Genomic DNA, 17,002 nt, shown 5'->3' with positions numbered 1-17,002 from the left:
AGGTGGGGGATGCGGGGTGATGCAGGAGGTTACGGCGCTCGGCGGTTTGCGGTCTGGGGCGCGACCTGGCGCGATTATCGTCGCGGTGAGGGGAACCGTGCGCGGGCCCGTCGGGGCTTCCTGACGCCACCCGACGAGCGGGGGCGGCTGGTCTGGATCAAGGCCGGCGGCACGCCCGAGGAGGTGCGCCTGGGGATCGAACTGCTCGGCGCGGTGCGCGACAAGCGCCAGGATGTGCGCATCGTCCTGACCTTCGAGCAGGATTACCCGGAGCTCTTTGAACGACACATGCAGCCGTTTCGCAAGGTGGGCGTGGGCTATGGCCCCTGTGACCGTCCGCGGGTGGTGCGCCGGGTGCTCGATCGTTTTCAGCCCCACGGCATCCTGCTGGCCGGCGGTCAGGCCCCGGTGAACCTCCTGCAGGCGGCCGAGGTCCCGGTGATCGCGGTCAATACCGAGCCGCCTGCCCGGGCCGTGCCTCCGGTCGTGCGCCACTGGCCGGTCGATCCGGCCGGGGCGCAGGCGTGGCCGGAGGCCGCGTTCGAAGCGGCACTGGCGCCCGCCGACCCGCAGGCGCGATTTGTCGAGGCCCAGGCCGATGTGGTCCTGCGCGCATTGGTCGGGGGTAACGTGGAGCGCCTGTGGTGGTGGCACGGCACGTCGGAGCAGTGGCCCGCCTGGCGCACGGCCTGGCAGGCCTCTGGCCGGGGGCAGAGCGATATCCTGCTGGCGAGCCTGCGCGGGGATGCGACCGAGGCCGGGCTGCCCGGCGCGGATCTGGCGGTCTCGGCCTGGGATCGTTCGACGTTGGCGCCAGGGACCATCCTGCATCTGGATGACCGACGCTGGTTTGCCGCTGCGGCCAGTGCCGCCCATGCGGTGCATCTCGCGGCCTCGGATCGCCAGGCCTTGTGGCAGGGCCTGGCCGGCGGGGCGGCGGTGAGCCTGGGCGAGGCCCCGGCAGCGGCGTTGCCCTGCCCGGTGCTGGGCGAACCCACCGCGGTGCTGGAGGCCTGGCAGCGGTTGAGCGCCGACCCGGCCGCGCGGCGTCAGCAGGGGGATGCGGCGCGGCGGCGCTTCTGGGACGAGCGGCGCCAGGTGGATGCCAATTTCGATGCTGTGCTGCAGCAGGTCTGGGACTGGTAGTCATGGGGTCGTTTCAGGCGTGGCTGAGCGCCCGGTTGTGGGATCAGTGGAGCCAGCGCGGGCCGTTCGCCGCGGCGATGTTCCCGTTGTCGTTGGGCTACGCCGGGCTTGCCGAGTGGAATCGTCAGCGCCAGGAGCAGGCGCGGCGCGATATCTCCATCCCGGCGCGCGCGGTGATCGTGGTGGGCAATCTGACCCTGGGCGGCAGCGGGAAGACACCGATGACGGTGTGGCTGGCCAAGCGCCTGCGCGCCGCTGGCTATCACCCCGGCATTGTCAGTCGCGGCTATGGCGGGCGTGGGGATGTGGCCGGGATCGCGGTGACGGCCGATTCCGATCCGGTGGTGGTGGGTGACGAGCCGTTGCTGATCGCCCGGCGCACGGGCGTCCCGGTGCAGGTGGATCGCGACCGGGTGCGCGGGGCGCGGGCGCTGACCGATCAGGGCGTGGACGTGGTGATCGCGGACGACGGCATGCAGCACCACCGCCTGCCGCGCGATATCACTATCCTGATGGTCGACGGGAGACGCCGCTTCGGCAATGGGCTTTGTCTGCCGGCGGGGCCGTTGCGGGAGCCGAAGCGGGCCCGGGAACGGGCCGATTTCGTGATCGTGACCGGTGGCGAGCCGGGTCCCGGCGAGATCCCGATGGAACTGGTCCCGTCCAGTCGGTTGCAGCGGGTGGACGGGGCGGAGGAGGCGCGCAAGCCCCACCGCTTTGCGCGGCGCGATGCCCACGCCATCGCCGGGATCGCGGATCCGGAGCGCTTCTTCCGCACCCTGGAAGCGGCGAAGATCGGTATCATTCGGCATCCGTTTCCGGATCACCATCGTTTCCTGCCGCATCAGATCCGCTTCGATGACGAGTTGCCGGTTCTGATGACGGAGAAGGATGCCGTAAAATGCCGGTCGTTTGCGCAGGATAATCACTGGTACTGGCCGATCGCGGCCCGGTTGCCAACCACTTTCGAGCCGGCGCTACTCGCGCGTCTGGAGACGGTCAGTCGGCTCAAACACCTGGGGTAATGCATGGACAAGCGTCTGCTCGATATTCTGGTCTGCCCGGTTACCAAGGGTCCGCTCAAGTACGATCGCGAGAATCAGGAGCTGATCTCCGTCTCCGCCGGTCTCGCCTATCCGATCCGGGACGACATCCCGGTGATGCTGGAGGACGAGGCGCGCAGTCTCTCCGAGGACGAGAAGGAACGCTGGCGCGAGGCCTGAGCATCCGCATGACGGGCTTCGTTGTGGTGATCCCGGCACGCATGGCCTCCAGCCGTCTGCCGGACAAGCCGCTGGCTGCGGTGGCCGGGCGCCCACTGATTGCGCATGTGATCAGCCGTGCGCAGGAGAGCGCCGCCACTCGCGTGATCGTCGCCGCGGATGACGAACGCATCCTAGCGGTGGCGCGCCAGTGCGGCGTCGAGGCCTTCCTGACCGATCCCGCGCTCCCTTCCGGCACCGACCGCATCGCGGCTGTGGCCGCCGCCGAGGGCTGGGGCGACGAGTCCATCGTGGTCAACCTGCAGGGCGACGAACCGCTCACCCCGGGGGCGCTGCTGAATGACCTGGCGGCCCTGCTCGAACAGACCCCGCAAGCGGATATGGCCACCCTGGGCGTGCCGATCCGCTGCGCGGAGGATCTGGCCGACCCCAACCAGGTGAAGCTGGTGACCGACCGCAACGGCCGGGCCCTGTATTTCTCGCGCGCCCCGATCCCCTGGGACCGCGAGGCGCGCCGGGCGGGGCAGCCGCCCTCGGTCGACCATGTCATCCGGCACCTGGGGCTCTATGCCTACCGCGCCGGCTTCCTGCGGCGCATGAGTGCCGAGCCGCCCGCGCCGCTGGAGCAGTTGGAGCAGCTGGAACAGCTACGCGCGCTGGACATGGGGGCCTGGATCCAGGTCGGCCGCCGCGCCGAGGCGCACCCGCCTGGCGTGGATACCCCCGAGGACCTGGACCGCGTGGACGCCTTTTTTTCGGGCACGGCCCGCGTGTAACGCGCAATCGGGCTTCTACCGCCTGCCTGCGAGGAAGCCAGCTCGCAGGTGAAGGGGGCGTTGCGGAGCTTCCGTTTCCGTCAGGACCGGGTTCGGGGGTCGCGCACCCAGTCGCCTATTGGTTGTCGGGGTGGGTCGGGTCGAGGGCGGCCAGCAAGGCCTCGTGCTCCAGTCGCGCATCCTCGATCTCGTCGAGCACCCCATCCACGTCGGGGGTCTCTTCGCTGTGCACAAAGTGCCCCGTCAGGGGTGTTTCCGGCGTCAGGTCACCGTTGGCGAACAGGTCCCACATCTCGTGGGCGTACTGCGTCTCCAGCAGCGTGGGGTCCGCGCGGCCGAAGGTTGTGCGCATGTTGTTCACGTCCCGCTGCAGCATGCGGAATGCGCTGTTGTTGCCGGCGGCGTTGACGGCCTGGGGGAGGTCGATGATGACGGGGCCGTGCGCGTCCACCAGCACGTTGTACTCGGACAGGTCGCCATGGATCAGGCCGGCGCACAGCATGCGCTGGATCTGGCGGATCATGAATGCGAACCACTCGCGTGCTGTCTCGGGGTCCAGCTCGACTTCGTGCAGCTGGGGCGCGGTGTTGCCGTCGGCGTCCAGCACCAGTTCCATCAACAGGACGCGGTCGAATACGCCGTAGGGGACGGGCACTCGAACGCCCGCGTCGGCAAGGCGGTAGAGCGCCTCGACTTCCGCGTTCTTCCACTGCGTCTCCTCGACCTCGCGGCCGTGACGCCCACGTCGGGCCATGGCCCGCGCATCGCGGCTGCCGCGGACCTTGCGGCCTTCCTGATACTCGGCCAGTTTGTGGAAGCCGCGATGCTTGGCTTCCTTGTACGCCTTGGCACAGCGTGTCGCGCCCCCGCTGCGGACGAGGTAGATGTTCGCCTCCTTGCCGCTTTGCAGCTGCCCGAGGACGGTATCAATGACGCCGTCTTCGATCAGCGGCTGGAGGATCTTGGGGGTTTTCATAAGCGCGTACGGGGTTGGCGAAACGAAAGACGCCGACCTGGGGGGAACCCCGGAGGCCGGCGTCGTGCGTTCCAAAACGGTTGGGTCAGGGCAGAAAGATCTTGGGTTTGCGCTTCTCCGCCTTGGCGGTGCGTTTCTCCATCAGTGTCTTTTCGGCCTTCTTCTTGCTGTCGCGCTTACGATCCATGGTCTTCATGGGGTGGGTCCTCTGGGGCGCCGGACGGGTCATCCGGCTGATTGCGTGCCCGTTTCTGCTGGCGTTTTTCTTCCTGCTTGGCGGCTTTCTTCAGCTCGCGCTGGCGCTTTTCGTATTGGTAGTTCGGTTTGGCCATAGGGCAGCAGGGTCTCCATTGGGGTGTCGCCAGCGAGGCGGGGTCACGAAGCGTTGTCTCTCCACAATAGCACCGAAACATCGCCGTGGGGGCGAGCGCCCGAAGAAGGGCAACGAGGCACCTGGCGTTTTCGTCCCCGTGCCGTTCAGGCGGGCGGGTGCAAGCCGGCTTGCAGGGCGCGGGCCAGGGCCTGGCCTTCGCGGATGGCCCGCTCCGCTGTGGAGTGGTGCGGTTTGAGGGTCGCGATCACGCGGTGTTCGAGCTCGGTCTTGGTCAGGATTGTGTTCGGGTCGATATACCCGTTGTCGGTGAGCCATTCGGACAGCCGTTCGCGGGCACTGCTCTGGAAGCGCTTGACCGTACCGTTCTCCAGTTCGCGCAGGAGCTGTTCGCCGTTGCCGTTCAGCTGGTTCGCCAGGTCGGAGACGGCGTCGATGAAGGTCGCACTGACGGCCTCGGAGGCCTCCAGGGCCTCGCGGTCTACCGGGCGGCCGCGACCCTGGCGCCAGGCGCGAGTCCAGGCGCGGGCGGCCTCACTACGGGCCTGCAGCGTCTGGCATTCCGGGGGTTCCAGCAGGGAGTCGGCGGGGCCTTGTAGCAGGGATTCCAGCGCGCCCAGGCGATCCACCCCCAGCTCCAGCAGGCGCTGCAACAGTTTCAGACGGTCTCGCAGCAGGTGAAACAGATGGATACCGGCCGGATCCTGCCAGGGGTCGATCAGGGGAATGCCCCCAATCCGCTGCGCGTAGTCCTCGGGCGCGTCGCTGCCGGGGGCGGGTACCGCTTCGGTTTCCGGAAGGCCCAGCTGCTCGTGGCTACCCAGCGCTTGCTGCCCCCAGCGGCGTGCGGCCAGGTCGATGATCTCGACGCTGGACTCCTGTGCCTGCCAGTAACGCGCGTCTTCGGGCTGGGCGGTCAGGTAGAAGACCTGTCGGCTGGCCTCGTGGGCCAGTGCCTGCAGGCTTTCGGCGACCGCCCGGAAGCGGTCCGGGTCCGCCGTGCCCAGCGCCTCGTCGAGGATGAGCGGGAGCGCGCTGCGCCCGCGTTCGGCCTCCAGCGCAAAGGCGATGCGTACGGCGAGCAGAAGCTGCATCCGCGTCCCGCTGGAGAGTTCGCTGAGCGAGCGGGTGGCCCCGCTGGCGGTCTCGCGGGCGCTGAACCGGGCCGAGGCATGGGGCGAGAACTGAAGTTCGTAGTGATGCCGTGTGAAGCGCCGGAACCACTCGCGGGCCTGGCGCAGGGCGGCGGGCTGCACCGCCTGTTCGTGTTCCATCTCCACCTGGTCCAGCAGGAAGTTTCCGGCCGTGGCGAACAGGGCCTGGTCGAGGCGCTGGGTCAGGGCGTCGCGGGCGAGTTCGCGGCGGGCGCGGGCGGTTTCCAGCTGGCGTTCATGGCCGGCGCGGTCGATGGCCGCTTCGATGCGGGCGATCTCCTCGCTCAGTCGGTCGCGGTCCGCCGCCTGGTCGCGCAGTATCTGGAGTTGCGATTCCAGGGGTTCCGCGGCATCGGCCTCGACCGCCTCCAGCAAGTCCGGGCGGTCCTCGAGGTGGCGGCGGCGTTCGCGCTCGCGTTCGCGCACATTACCCAGTTGCACGCTCAGTTCCTGCCAGTCGGGCCATAGCCGCAGCCTCTCGCGCAGGGTCGATTCATCGTCGTTCTCCAGGCCGGCCGCCGCGTACAGGGCGGCGATCTGCTCCCGCGTGCGGTTCGCGTCGGCTTGCAGGCGATCGAGTTCGCGCTGGGCGTCCTTCTCCTCCCGCTGTGCGGTGTCCCGCGTCTGCAGCCGGGCGGCGAGTCGGTCCAGGCGCTGGGCCAGGGTATCCGCCGAAGGGTCGGGGTCCGGAGGGGCCACGGCATACTGGGCGAGAAAGGCCATGACGGGTGCCCGGGTCGCCTCCCGATCGGCTGTCAGGCGTTCCTGCTCCGCCCGGGCCGCGTTGACGGCCTGGCGGGCCCGGTCATGGTTCGCGGTCAGGTGGATCCAGCGCTGCAGCGAGGCATCCATACAGCCGGGGTCGAAGCCGACCTGCCGGGCAATGTCCTTCAGGCGCCCCTCTTCCCGGTCGCGGGCGGCGCGCCGCTCTTGCAGTTCCCGTTCGAGTCGAGCGCGGCGCTCCGCCGTTCGCCGGGCGCCCTCCGCAGTTTCCAGTTCGCGCTCCAGGTGGGTCAGGCGCTCGCGGACCGCGTCGGCCTCCCATTCCGTGGGTAGCGCCAGACCGGTATCGCGGAAGCGTGCCTTTGCAGTCTCGCGGGGTTTGTTGTCGGTCGCCGGGCGAGCGGCGATGTAGGCGCCCCAGGCGACCGGGAGCGCGAGTACGGCGAAGGCGGGGTGTACCAGCAACGTCGCTGTGCCAATGGCGCCGCCCGCCGCGAGCAGGGCGATCCCGGCGGCGAACCGGCGCAGGCCGGTCCAGGGGGTGGGGCGCGGGGACCCCAGCCAGTGCAGCAGCTCGTCGCGGCCGCGTCGCAGTGTGTCGGGGGTGGGCAGGGTGTCCTCAGTCGGAGGCAGGGAGGCGAGTTCGTCTTCCCGTTGCGCGATGCCGGCCTGCAGCCCACGCAGGGTCTCCAGGGACTGTTCCACCGAGTGGAGCGTGGCGGGGTCCAGGGCCGGAATCGCCTCTGGCGTGCCCCCCAGTTCTTCGGTTGCCTGGTGCCGTGTCGCCTGGGCCGCGTGCAGCTCCCTTGTCGTCTGCTCCAGCCCCCTCTCCAGCTCCAGCAGCCTGCGAACCACGGGGCGTTGATCGTCCACGCGATCGGCATCCAGCTCGGGATCCGCCAGTCCGGCTGCCTCGCGGCGCTGGCAAGCGTCCTCCAGGCGTTCGCGGGCCTGTTGTTGTTCGTGTTCCAGGCGTCGCAATTCGTCCTGGAGTGGGGCGAGGCGTTGCAGTTCGTCGCCGCGGAGCCTGTCCAGACCGGGAGGCAAGGCCGCCACCCGGGTCTCCAGATCCCGGTGTTCGCGTCGGGCCCCCAGCAGGTCCATGGCGCGTTCGTACTGATCGGCCTCGTGGGCAGCGCGCTGGGTCTGCTGGCGTTGCGCCTTCAGGTCGGTCAGGCGCTGTTCGTCGTGTTGCAGGCCGCGTTGCTGCTGACGGCGCTCGCGCAGTTCCTGTTCCGCAGCCGTCAGCGCCTGGGACTCGCTACGGGCGTGGGTCGTCTTCAGGGCCAACGCGGGATCGTCGCGCAGGGTGGGCAGGTCGTAGCCACCGGCCAGTTCGCGGGCTAGGCGCAGGCCGATCTCCTGCTCGGTGCCGTGGTCGGCGTTCAGCAGATCCTCGATGCGCAGGGTGTAGCAGTCGATGAAGCGATGATCCGGCAGTGGGGGCGCCTCGACGCGTTCGCCATTGCGGGACCAGGACAAGTCGGTCCCCAGCCGATGGGCCTGTAACGGGCCCTGGGCGTCGACGAAGGTCGCCTCGATGTGGACTCCGGTCTGGCGCAGTTCCTGGGCATACAGGGCGGCTCGCAAGGCGCGCACCAGGCTCGATTTTCCGGACGCGTTGGGCCCGATGGCCACGTTCACGCCTGGCCCCAGGGCATCCAGGCGGAACCCCGGATGGATGCCCGGCAGACGGACGATATCCAGTGAGTCCAGTCTCATGCGGCCCTCACGCTTCGCTCTCGCGCTGGAGCAGCAGCCGGTCAAGGGCGTGCAGGGCGGCCGCTTCCAGGTGGCGGGCGATCGCCTCGTCATCCGGGCCCTCTGGGGCGAGGGCGCGATAACGCGGGTCATGAATCACCTGGGCGAGCGGAGCCCGGGCCTTCTCCAGGAGTTCGCGGCGGGCCGCGTTGTCCGGGCCTTGCAGCAACTGGAGCTTGCGGGCCAGCAATGCGGCGGGATCGCTGCCCGCGGCGAGTTCCGCCAGGTCCAGGGCGGGCAGGGCCTCCAGGCGCCAGTCATGGACGAAATACAAACGGCCGCCGAGTTCCTGCGGGGTGGCGCGCGGGTCGTCGGCGTACAGGCTGCGCTCCAGCGCATGGCGTTGATCGCTGCGTCCGGTCAACCGCAGGCGGCAGCCGACGGCCGCAGGCCTGTGGCTCCAGGTCTCCAGCTCGGCATGGAGGGCTCCCAGTGCCTCGGTCACCCGGCGGTGGATATCGGCCGCTTGCTGCAGGCCATCCACGGCGATCTCGAGGGTATGCCAGTACAGCGGTGCCAATGGAATCTGCTCGATCGCGAGGTCGCCGCCCGGGGTGATCTCGAGACACCAGGGGCCATGGCGGCCGGGCTCGCCCGGATCCATGCCGCTCAGGGAGCCCAGATAGCCCATCGGTCGGGGCGCGGCGAGCGGATCGGGGCGGTGGATGTGGCCCAGTAGCCAGGCCTCGACCGGGGCGGCCTCCAGGTCGCTGCTGCGCACGGGGGCGTGCGGGCTGCGGGACTGGTCACGATCACAGTGCAGGAGCCCGACGGTGGGGCAGTCTGTGGGGGCGGGAAAATCGCCTTCCAGCGGACTGGTGGTTACGCGCGCTTCGGGGAACGACCAGCCCGCAATCCGTAGACGCTGATCATCGTGGCCGCGCAACTCGCGGGTTTCCCACTGCCCGCCGGCCCCCAGCAGCTCGAAGGCCGGCAGGGATTCGGCCAGCCGTGGCAGGACCTGGACGTCATGGTTGCCGGCGACGCCGAGTACCCGGATGCCCGCCTGGGTCAGGCGCTCGACACCCGCCCTCAGGTCGCGGTAAGCCTCGTAGAAGTCGTCCTCCTGTTCGACCACGTCGCCGGCCAGCAGCACTGCGTCGATGCCTTGTTCCACGGCGTAGTCGACGCTGCGGCGCCACGCAGCGGCCGGGCCGAGGTTTGCGATGCCGAGCGCCTCGTCCACCGCGGGCGGGATGCGCGACGGCTGTCGGCCCAGATGGATGTCGCCCACGCACAGGAGCTTCATGGACGCGGGGAGGGGGTCGGGATCATGGGCGCAGTTTGGAAGAATCGCGGACCAAAGCCAATCCCGGAGCATGGGATGGGCCCCTTCATCGGTTCTGCCCGCGTGGGAGCCTGCTTGCAGGCGAAGCCCCTGCCAGAGTCGGACGCGGGCAGGGGCTTCGCCTGCAAGCAGGCTCCCACGGGTGCGGTGGTGCGCAGGGTCAGGTGTCGATGCCGAGTTGCCGGGGCAGCTGGCCGAGGCGGCCGAGGGTCAGGCAGGGGCGGGGATGACCGTGTTCCCAGGGGAGGGATTGCGGGTTGAACCAGGCGGCGCGGAAGCCGGCCTGCAGCGCGCCCAGGACGTCCGCCGTGCTGTCGTCCCCGACGTGCAGGATGGCGTCGGGCTCCATCCCCGCATGCTTGCGGGCCTGATCGAAGATATGCGGATCGGGCTTGGCCGCACCCGCTTCGCCGGCGGCGACGGCGAAGCCGAAGTACTGTCCGAGGGGCGTGCGAAAGACATCCGCGTTACCGTTGCTGATCGCGCCCAGGCGGAAGTGGCGTGCCAGGGTTGCCAGCACATTCTGGGCCTCGGGATAGGGCGTGACCTCGTTGCGCGCCTCCCAGAACACCTGGAAGCCTTCACCCGACAGACGTTCCGGGCAGCAGCCACAGGTCTCCGCCAGTTCGCGCAGCCAGCGCTTGCGCAGGCGGGTCAGGTCGTGGCGCTCGTGGTCGGGGGCCGCGCGCATGAAGGCCGTGCGCGCCTGGATCAGGGCATCGGGACCGAAGCGCTCGCACACCTCGGGCGCCTGCTCGCGAAGCCAGGCATAGAATCGCGCCTCGGCGTGATGGATGACCGGCATCACCGGCCACAGCGTGTCGTCGAGGTCGAAGGTCAGACAGCGGATACGGCCGGGTTCGAACGCTCGAGGTCGAACAGGCTCGCGACGGGGTGCGTGGTTCATCCGTACAAGGGTAGCGTGGAACTGCGACGGCGCGACCATTCGGATAACACCTTTGGGGGTACTCACGGCGTTCGGCCGTCGGAGTGGACTGCTACGCTGGGAAGGAAGCGACGAGGAGGTCTTCGACATGCAAACAACCAACGATTCCGGTGTCTGGCCGCGCTACAGTCGGGGCCAGCGGGTGGTGCACTGGCTGGTGGCGGTATTGGTGCTGGGCGCGCTGAGTCTCGGCGGGACGATTGGCTGGTTCGGTTTCGAAGGGTTGCAGGCGCGCTTCGGCGAGGATGCGACCAACACCATTTACACCTGGCACAAGAGCTTCGGGGTGCTGATTCTGGCACTGATGCTGGTGCGCATCGGGCTGCGGCTGCGTCATGGCAAGCCGCCCTACGCGGTGGCACTCGCCCGTTGGCAGCGGATTGGCTCGGAGGTGGTGCACGGGCTGCTCTATGTCCTGCTGATCGTGATGCCGGTGATCGGGTGGTGGGCGACCGCGGCCGGGGGCTATCCGGTCCAGCTGGGGCCGTTGATCCTGCCGGGCTTGTTCCCGGAAAACGAAGCCCTTTCGGAGATCCTGTTCGGCTGGCACCAGGCGCTGGGGGTGGCCATCCTGATCCTGGCGCTCGGCCATATTGCGGTGGCGCTGTTCCACTGGCGCGTGCGTCGGGATGGCGTGATGCAGCGAATGACCTTCGGTTCGGCTCGGCGCTGATTCCGGGGCGCCGATGCTGCGATTGCTGCTGACCCTTGTTGCGCTGAATGTGGTGCTGCTGGGTCTGGAAATCCCGCGCTACGCGGGACTCGCACCGTACTGGTTGGCCTGGGAGGCCGTGCTGCTGGTGGGCCTGTTCGCGCTTCTGCCGGCGGGCCGGCTGGCGCGGGGGTTGGCGTGGCTGGCGGGCGGGCTCCTGCTGGCGCTGGTGGTGCTGGCGTTGTTCGATGCCCTGACCCGGGCCAGCCTGACCCGGCCGCTCAACCTGATCCAGGACTGGATACTGCTGGATGCGGTGTACCAGTTGGTGACCGGGAATCTCGGTACGCTGGCCACGGTGTTGCTGGCCATCGTCCTGATCGCCGGGCTGGTCGTGGTGATCTGGGGAGCGGCTCGGGGGCTGTATGCGCTGGGCAGCCGTGCCGCAGGCGCGCGGCGGGTGCCGCTGCCCCTTGCCGTTGGGCTGCTGGCGCTTGGCCTGGTGGGTACGGCCGCCGGCATGCGCGACGTGGCGCCCGCCGGAACGGTCGCGCCGGCGGCTGGGATGGTGCAGCAGCAGATCGCGGCGGGGCAGGCCGCCATCGCGGAGAACCGGGCCTTTCGTGCGCGGCTGCAGCAAAGCCGTGAGCAGGCCGGGGCACAACCGCTGCCGGGACTTGCCGGGGTCGACGTGATTCTGGGCCTGGTGGAGTCCTATGGCGTATCCGCCGTTTTCGACGAGCGCTATGCGCCCGTGATCGTGCCGGGACTCGAGTCGATCGGCGACGATCTCGACGCCGCGGGCCTGCACGTGGTGACCGGCGTGCTGGAGGCGCCGATCGCCGGCGGGCAATCCTGGCTGGCGCAGGCCTCGCTGCTGTCGGGCCTGCAGGTCCGCTACGCCGGGCACTACGACGCGTTGCAGGCCGAGCCACGCGATACCCTAGTGCAGGATTTCCAGACGACCGGGCACCGCACGGCCATGCTCGCGCCGGCGATCCAGCTTGACTGGCCGGAGGGCCGGTGGTTCGGCTGGGACCGGATCGTGGACAAGTACGACTTCGACTACGCTGGGCCGCCGTTTTTCTGGGTCACGATGCCGGACCAATACACTTGGTCGTTCTTCGAGCGCGAGGTGCGCGCGACGTCGGAAGACGCGGTGTTCGCGATGCTGGGGCTGGTCAGTTCGCATGCGCCCTGGACGCCGATCCTGCCGGTGCTGGAGGACTGGGATGCGATCGGGGATGGCGCGATCTTTGACCAGTGGGCCGACCAGGGGCCCGCGCCGGAGACGCTGTGGCGGGACTTTGGTCGCGTGCGCGAGTACTACGCGGAGTCGGTGCGCTACTCGCTGGAGGTGACCGGGGCCTACGCCGCCCGGTTTGCCGATGAGGAAACGCTGTTTTTCATGCTGGGCGATCACCCGGCGGCCGCGCTGATTACCGGTCAGGACGCCAGCTGGGCGGTACCGGTCCACGTGATCTCGGGCGATCCGGAATTACTGGAGCCGTTCCGGGCGCGCGGCTTCGTGCCGGGGATGCTGCCGCCTTCGGAGCGGGCGGAACATGGCTTTGACGCCCTGCGTGGCTGGCTGCGCGATGCATTTGGCGGGGCGCCCGGAAAGGACTGATCGAGTGACGACTGTCGCGGTTTCTCGAGCCGAATGGCCGGGCCTGGTTAATCGTCTGGTGTTTACGGTGGCGTCGGTCCGCCGCCTGCCACGCGCTCTCTCGCGAGCGCACCGCGAGGTACTTCTTTGCTCGTGCAAAGAAGTACCCAAGAAACACGCCCGACTGCCGCGACCCCGGCCCGCTGCGCGGGCCGGGGTTTCCCTCGCTCCGAGGCTTTTCGCGGGCGGCGCTGAACTCGCTGCGCCTTCGGCTGCGCTCAGACATCCAGCGCCCCGTGTCTATTTAGAATCGTCCCGCGAAAAGCCTCTCCACTCGGCGCGACGACAACGGGGAGGCAGGTCCAAAAAACGGCTATCCCGGCGCTATGGCGAATGGATGATGGCTAGGTGTTCATACATCTTCGGCACGCTCGGCCTTTGGCCATGGCGTGCCGCACCCGCGAAGCGGGTGCCGGGGGCTTTCGGGCGGCGATGCCTATGGTTAGGCAGAAGCGTGGGATACGGTCGGTTTTGACCTTCCCCTCCCGTATGGAGCCCCTTGCGGAAGGGTTCTCGGGCCGGAAGAAGGCGCTGGATGTCTGAGCGGAGCGCAGCGCAGCGAGTTCAGCGCCGCCGGCCCGAGGGCCCTGGAGCAAGGTTCCCGGGCGGAATCCGGGTGCCCTTCTTTGGGTACTTTCTTGGGCAAGCAAGAAAGTACCTCGCGGTGCGCTCGCGAGAGAGCGCGTGGCAGGCGGCCGGACGAAGGCACGTAAACACCTAGCGCCGAACCATGGCCAGCCAGCAACCGGCAGGCGTCGGACCCGAGCCACCGTAAACACCAGCGACGAACCGGGGCCAGCCCGGGCCTAATGGCAGTAAGTAGGGGTCGGGCGGGTGCCGGTGGGGTTAGAAGTTTTCGGTGGAGGTGAACAGGCCGACGCGGAGGTCGTGGGCTTCGTAGATCGGGCGGCCGTCGACCTTGACGATGCCGTCGCCGATGCCGAGGACCAGCTTGCGCGAGATCACCCGTTTCATGTCGATGTGGTAGGTGACCTTCTTCGCGGTGGGCAGGACCTGGCCGGTGAACTTGACCTCGCCCACGCCCAGGGCGCGGCCGCGTCCCGGGTTGCCGAGCCAGGCCAGGTAGAAGCCGACCAGCTGCCACATCGCGTCGAGGCCGAGGCAGCCGGGCATGACCGGGTCACCCGGGAAGTGGCAGGCGAAGAACCAGAGGTCGGGGTTGATATCCAGTTCGGCGATCATCTCGCCCTTGCCGTACTGGCCGCCGTCGCTGTTGATCTCCAGGACGCGGTCCATCATCAGCATGTTGGGGACCGGCAACTGGGCGTTGCCGGGGCCGAACATGTCGCCGTAGCCGCAGGCCAGGAGTTCGTCGCGATCGTACTGATTCTTCTGCATGGGAGCGCCGCTCGGGGAAAAGGCCGGTATTGGACCGAAACCCGCGCGCAAAAGCAATTGCGGCGGGCGTGGTGGCGCTGACGGGCCGGTCGTCAGGCGTCGGATGGATACCGTAGCAGGTCCGCGAGGGTGAAGAAGCGATCGCCGCGCAGGTAGCCGGCCTGGATATCGGCGGTCAGGGCCGTCGGGCGCCCCTTGCTGTCGCGTTCGGCGACCCAGGGCGCGGGCACGGTATCCAGGATGTGCGTGCAGGCCAGGCGCCCGTCATCCAGATGGCTGGCATGGACCGCGCCGGTGCGGCGGTCGCGGAAGGCCGGGAGCCAGCCGGCGGTGAACCCGGCATCCAGCCAGGCGGGGTTCTCGGTGCGGGCCGGGGCGGGTGCCGGCAGGAGGTCGAGGCTGAGCATCGCGAAGTCTCCGGGGATTTAATCCGGATATCGGCGCGGGCACCGCAAACTTGAGTACGGATCCTTCCGTGCGCCGGCAGGCGCGGAGGCGTTGCGACATAATCGGAGCGCGAAGGCGGAGGTCCGAGTTGCGCTGTAGGGTGCGGGCACCGACCATGCCGTAAAACAATAAGCAAGGGGTCGTCGTGGCGGTCACTGTAATGCTGTGGGTAGTGGGGGTTGTTGTCGCGATTATCGTGCTCGATCTGGCGCGACGGCCGCTGCGGCGATTGCTGGTGGGCCTGACGGGTGGGATTACGCGCCTGGTCTGTGCCCTGCGGCGCCAGGTGTTGCATCTGCGCGATGCGGCTCAGCGCTGGCACCAGGCGCATCTGGCGAGGCTGGAGGCGGAGCGCGTCCATGTCGCGGTGCATGCCCTGGAGCGACGCTACGCTCGGCTGGTGGGCCATGATCTGGCCGAGATCCCCGATCTGCGCCAGCAGGTCCACGAGACGCTGCGCCAGCTGGAGGACGCCTACGCCCGCGACGAGGGGCGCTTGTCCGCCGAACCGGGCTGGGTCAGCCGGCTGGAGGCGCTGGTGAGCACGCCCGTCGGCGAGAGCCCGCAGGGGCAGCGTCTGGCGCAGGACATGCAGGAGACGGTGCTGCGCATCGCTCGCCTGGGTATGGAGGAGCACCGCCAGATGTCCCGTGGCCTGTTGTCGGCGCGCCGCCGCATGGAGGCCCCGTTGCACGAGCTGACCGGGCGCCTGGAGCAAGTTCACCGGCGACTGGCGGACCTGCAGCGTCAGGGCGAACGTCTCGACAACGGTCTGACTCGTTGCGAGAGCCGCGACCATCCGGCGCACCGACAGTGGCCGGCGTATGCCCAGGCGGGTAGCCAGTGGTTGCTGGGCGCAGCGGGACTGGCGCTGACGGCTGTGGCAGTGATCGTGTACCAGCGCCTGTTCGACCCGGCCCTGGGCTCGCAATTTCCGGCGTCCATGGAGGCCGGCGGCGTGGCCTTTCCGGATCTGGTGGTCGTGATCCTGTTGGGCGCGGCCGCGGTCTGTGGCTGGCTGCTGGCGGAGGCCCGCGGTGTCTCGCGGCTCTTGCCACAATCCCTGATGGACGGCAGCGAGGGCGTGCGCCGCGCCCTGGTGTTGGTTGCTGCGGTGGCATTGGCCGCACTGGCGCTGGTCTCCGGGTTTGGCGGTTTCCACCTGGAGTGGGTGGCTTATCGCCAGGAAATGGTCGATACCCTGCTGGCAGGGGACGAGGCACCCCCGGTGACGCTGGATCTGTTCGAACAGTCGGTGGGGGCGATCCTGGGGCTGGTAATCCCGCTGATCGTGGCGCTGGCACCGATCTGGCTGGTGGGCGTCCTGCAGGCGACCCGAGTGATGCTGGGTGGGCTTCTGAGCTTGCTGCTCGCCGTGCTGGCCGGGGTCCTGTATCTGCTGGCGGTGACGGCGGCGCAGATGCGCCGGCTGGCGCCGATGGCGTTTGACCTGCTCACGTTTCCGTCGCGGGTGGTGCGCGAGCAGTTCTTGTAAGGCTCGCGGTAACCGTTATGTGAACTCGATCAACCCCTGGCGCGGCCTGGCACGCGCTGTGCGGATACCGCTGTAGAATGCAGCGCCGTTGATCCCTGACGAATCAAGAGATGGCAGAAGACATGACGACGAATGGGTGGCCGATGCGGGTGATGGTGCTGGTTCTGGGCGGATTGCTGATGGTGGCCTGGAGCGGCGCCGCCGCTCAGCAGACCCGGTATATCAGCGAGGAGCTGGAGGTTGGCGTGCGTGGCGGTCCGTCGAACCAGAACCGGATCGTCAGCGCAGTACGTGCCGGACAGCCAGTGGCCGTGATGGAGCAGTCCGGTGACGGCTGGAGCCGGGTGCGCCTGCCCAGCGGCAACGAGGCCTGGATCCTGACCCGCTACCTGCAGGACGAGCCGCATTCGCGCGAGCGCCTGGCCGAAGTCGAGGCCGAGCTGGCCGAGATCCGCTCCGGGGCAGATGACCAGGAGGGCCGGATCGCGGAACTGCTGGATCGGCGCAATGCGTTGACCGCGGAACGTGACGAACTGCAGGCACAGCTCGCTGAGATGGAAACCGAGCTGGAAGAGTTGCGTGATATCGCCTCGCGGCCGCAGGAAATCCAGCGCGAGAATCGCCGCCTGGAAGAGAACCTGATCGATGCCCGCGACTCCGCCGACGAGTATCGCCGTCAGGTCGAGGTGATGCAGGCGGACAGTCAGCGCAAGTGGTTCATGACTGGGGCATTGGTCACGGTTGGTTCGGTGATTCTCGGGATCGTGCTTACGCGGATTCCCGCCCGTCGCCGTCGCAGCGAATGGAGCTGATACCGGGGTCTTGATCGGCGCTTTCCTGAGACCGGTTCTTCTCGTCTGAATCGGTCGCTGTCAGCGTGTCTTTCGGGGCTTGCGCGAGGAACGTCACGTTTCTTGCGCGGCCTCGGCCGAGTCGGTAGGCTTCCGCGACCGATTTGACCCTGGTGTGCCTTGAGCGGCTCGCCCCGTCAGGATCGGATGGACCCTCACATGCGCGGTCGCGGCCGCGTGCCTTGGCCCGGAACTGAAAGGACTG

The 17,002-nt window shown here is 68.6% G+C and carries 14 protein-coding genes and 1 pseudogene; 9 read left to right on the top strand and 6 right to left on the bottom strand.

The genetic code is table 11. From position 1 onward, the window contains the following. The first annotated feature begins 9 nt into the window (after nt 1-9). Genes G333_RS0110190 through kdsB form a run of 4 tightly spaced genes read left to right on the top strand, consistent with a single transcriptional unit; the run spans nt 10 to nt 3,145 of the window. The gene (locus G333_RS0110190; protein WP_019628404.1) at nt 10-1,146 is read left to right on the top strand and encodes a glycosyltransferase N-terminal domain-containing protein; all 1,137 of its coding nucleotides are present in this window, start codon (nt 10-12) and stop codon (nt 1,144-1,146) included. Between the two features lie 2 nt (nt 1,147-1,148). Next, a complete protein-coding gene (gene lpxK / locus G333_RS0110185; protein ID WP_018951195.1) occupies nt 1,149-2,171 on the top strand; it encodes a tetraacyldisaccharide 4'-kinase in 1,023 nt (340 codons plus the stop codon). Between the two features lie 3 nt (nt 2,172-2,174). Continuing rightward, nucleotides 2,175-2,369: a Trm112 family protein gene (locus G333_RS0110180; RefSeq protein WP_018169424.1), complete on the top strand. Its 195-nt coding sequence runs from the start codon at nt 2,175-2,177 to the stop codon at nt 2,367-2,369. Nucleotides 2,370-2,377: 8 nt separating this feature from the next. After that, nucleotides 2,378-3,145 carry a 3-deoxy-manno-octulosonate cytidylyltransferase gene (gene kdsB / locus G333_RS0110175; protein ID WP_019628403.1) on the top strand — a complete coding sequence of 256 codons (768 nt, stop codon included), beginning with the start codon at nt 2,378-2,380 and terminating at the stop codon, nt 3,143-3,145. Between the two features lie 115 nt (nt 3,146-3,260). Here the strand turns inward: kdsB and G333_RS0110170 are convergent, their stop codons facing one another. The 4 genes from G333_RS0110170 to G333_RS0110150 all read right to left on the bottom strand — a co-directional run bounded on the left by G333_RS0110170 (nt 3,261) and on the right by G333_RS0110150 (nt 10,285). After that, a complete protein-coding gene (locus tag G333_RS0110170) occupies nt 3,261-4,121 on the bottom strand; it encodes a PA4780 family RIO1-like protein kinase (protein ID WP_019628402.1) in 861 nt (286 codons plus the stop codon). Nucleotides 4,122-4,598: 477 nt separating this feature from the next. Next, on the bottom strand, nt 4,599-8,051 hold the full coding sequence (locus tag G333_RS0110160) for an AAA family ATPase (RefSeq protein ID WP_019628401.1): 3,453 nt from the start codon (nt 8,049-8,051) through the stop codon (nt 4,599-4,601). A gap of 7 nt (nt 8,052-8,058) precedes the next feature. After that, nucleotides 8,059-9,339 carry a DNA repair exonuclease gene (locus tag G333_RS0110155; protein ID WP_019628400.1) on the bottom strand — a complete coding sequence of 427 codons (1,281 nt, stop codon included), beginning with the start codon at nt 9,337-9,339 and terminating at the stop codon, nt 8,059-8,061. Nucleotides 9,340-9,538: 199 nt separating this feature from the next. Continuing rightward, nucleotides 9,539-10,285: an HAD family hydrolase gene (locus G333_RS0110150; RefSeq protein ID WP_019568204.1), complete on the bottom strand. Its 747-nt coding sequence runs from the start codon at nt 10,283-10,285 to the stop codon at nt 9,539-9,541. 127 nt (nt 10,286-10,412) lie between these two features. Here G333_RS0110150 and G333_RS0110145 point away from each other — a divergent pair, with 127 nt between their 5' ends. The 3 genes and pseudogenes from G333_RS0110145 (at nt 10,413) to G333_RS15390 (ending at nt 13,188) form a co-directional block, all read left to right on the top strand. Continuing rightward, nucleotides 10,413-10,997, top strand: a complete 585-nt coding sequence (locus tag G333_RS0110145; protein ID WP_018938486.1) for a cytochrome b — start codon at nt 10,413-10,415, stop codon at nt 10,995-10,997. 13 nt (nt 10,998-11,010) lie between these two features. After that, nucleotides 11,011-12,606, top strand: coding sequence for a hypothetical protein (locus G333_RS0110140; protein ID WP_018938487.1), 1,596 nt, complete (start codon nt 11,011-11,013; stop codon nt 12,604-12,606). A 376-nt stretch (nt 12,607-12,982) separates the two neighbouring features. After that, a pseudogene (locus tag G333_RS15390) lies at nt 12,983-13,188 on the top strand (hypothetical protein). Between the two features lie 303 nt (nt 13,189-13,491). Here the strand turns inward: G333_RS15390 and fabA are convergent. Together fabA and G333_RS0110125 are read right to left on the bottom strand one after the other, a co-directional pair. After that, the gene (gene fabA / locus G333_RS0110130; protein ID WP_018146069.1) at nt 13,492-14,004 is read right to left on the bottom strand and encodes a 3-hydroxyacyl-[acyl-carrier-protein] dehydratase FabA; all 513 of its coding nucleotides are present in this window, start codon (nt 14,002-14,004) and stop codon (nt 13,492-13,494) included. 92 nt (nt 14,005-14,096) lie between these two features. Further along, nucleotides 14,097-14,411, bottom strand: a complete 315-nt coding sequence (locus G333_RS0110125; protein WP_018938677.1) for a hypothetical protein — start codon at nt 14,409-14,411, stop codon at nt 14,097-14,099. A 200-nt stretch (nt 14,412-14,611) separates the two neighbouring features. Between G333_RS0110125 and G333_RS0110120 the strand changes: the two genes are divergently transcribed. Continuing rightward, nucleotides 14,612-15,946, top strand: a complete 1,335-nt coding sequence (locus G333_RS0110120; RefSeq protein WP_019628397.1) for a hypothetical protein — start codon at nt 14,612-14,614, stop codon at nt 15,944-15,946. Between the two features lie 110 nt (nt 15,947-16,056). Beyond that, entirely contained in the window at nt 16,057-16,758 is a 702-nt protein-coding gene (locus G333_RS0110115; RefSeq protein ID WP_018146066.1) for a TIGR04211 family SH3 domain-containing protein, read from the top strand. Nucleotides 16,759-17,002 lie beyond the last annotated feature (244 nt).

The organism is Thioalkalivibrio sp. AKL10 (genome assembly GCF_000381845.1).
Classification (GTDB): domain Bacteria; phylum Pseudomonadota; class Gammaproteobacteria; order Ectothiorhodospirales; family Ectothiorhodospiraceae; genus Thioalkalivibrio; species Thioalkalivibrio versutus.
The sequence above is the reverse complement of the archived record's forward strand: the minus strand, read 5'-3'. Positions and strand labels throughout refer to the sequence as shown.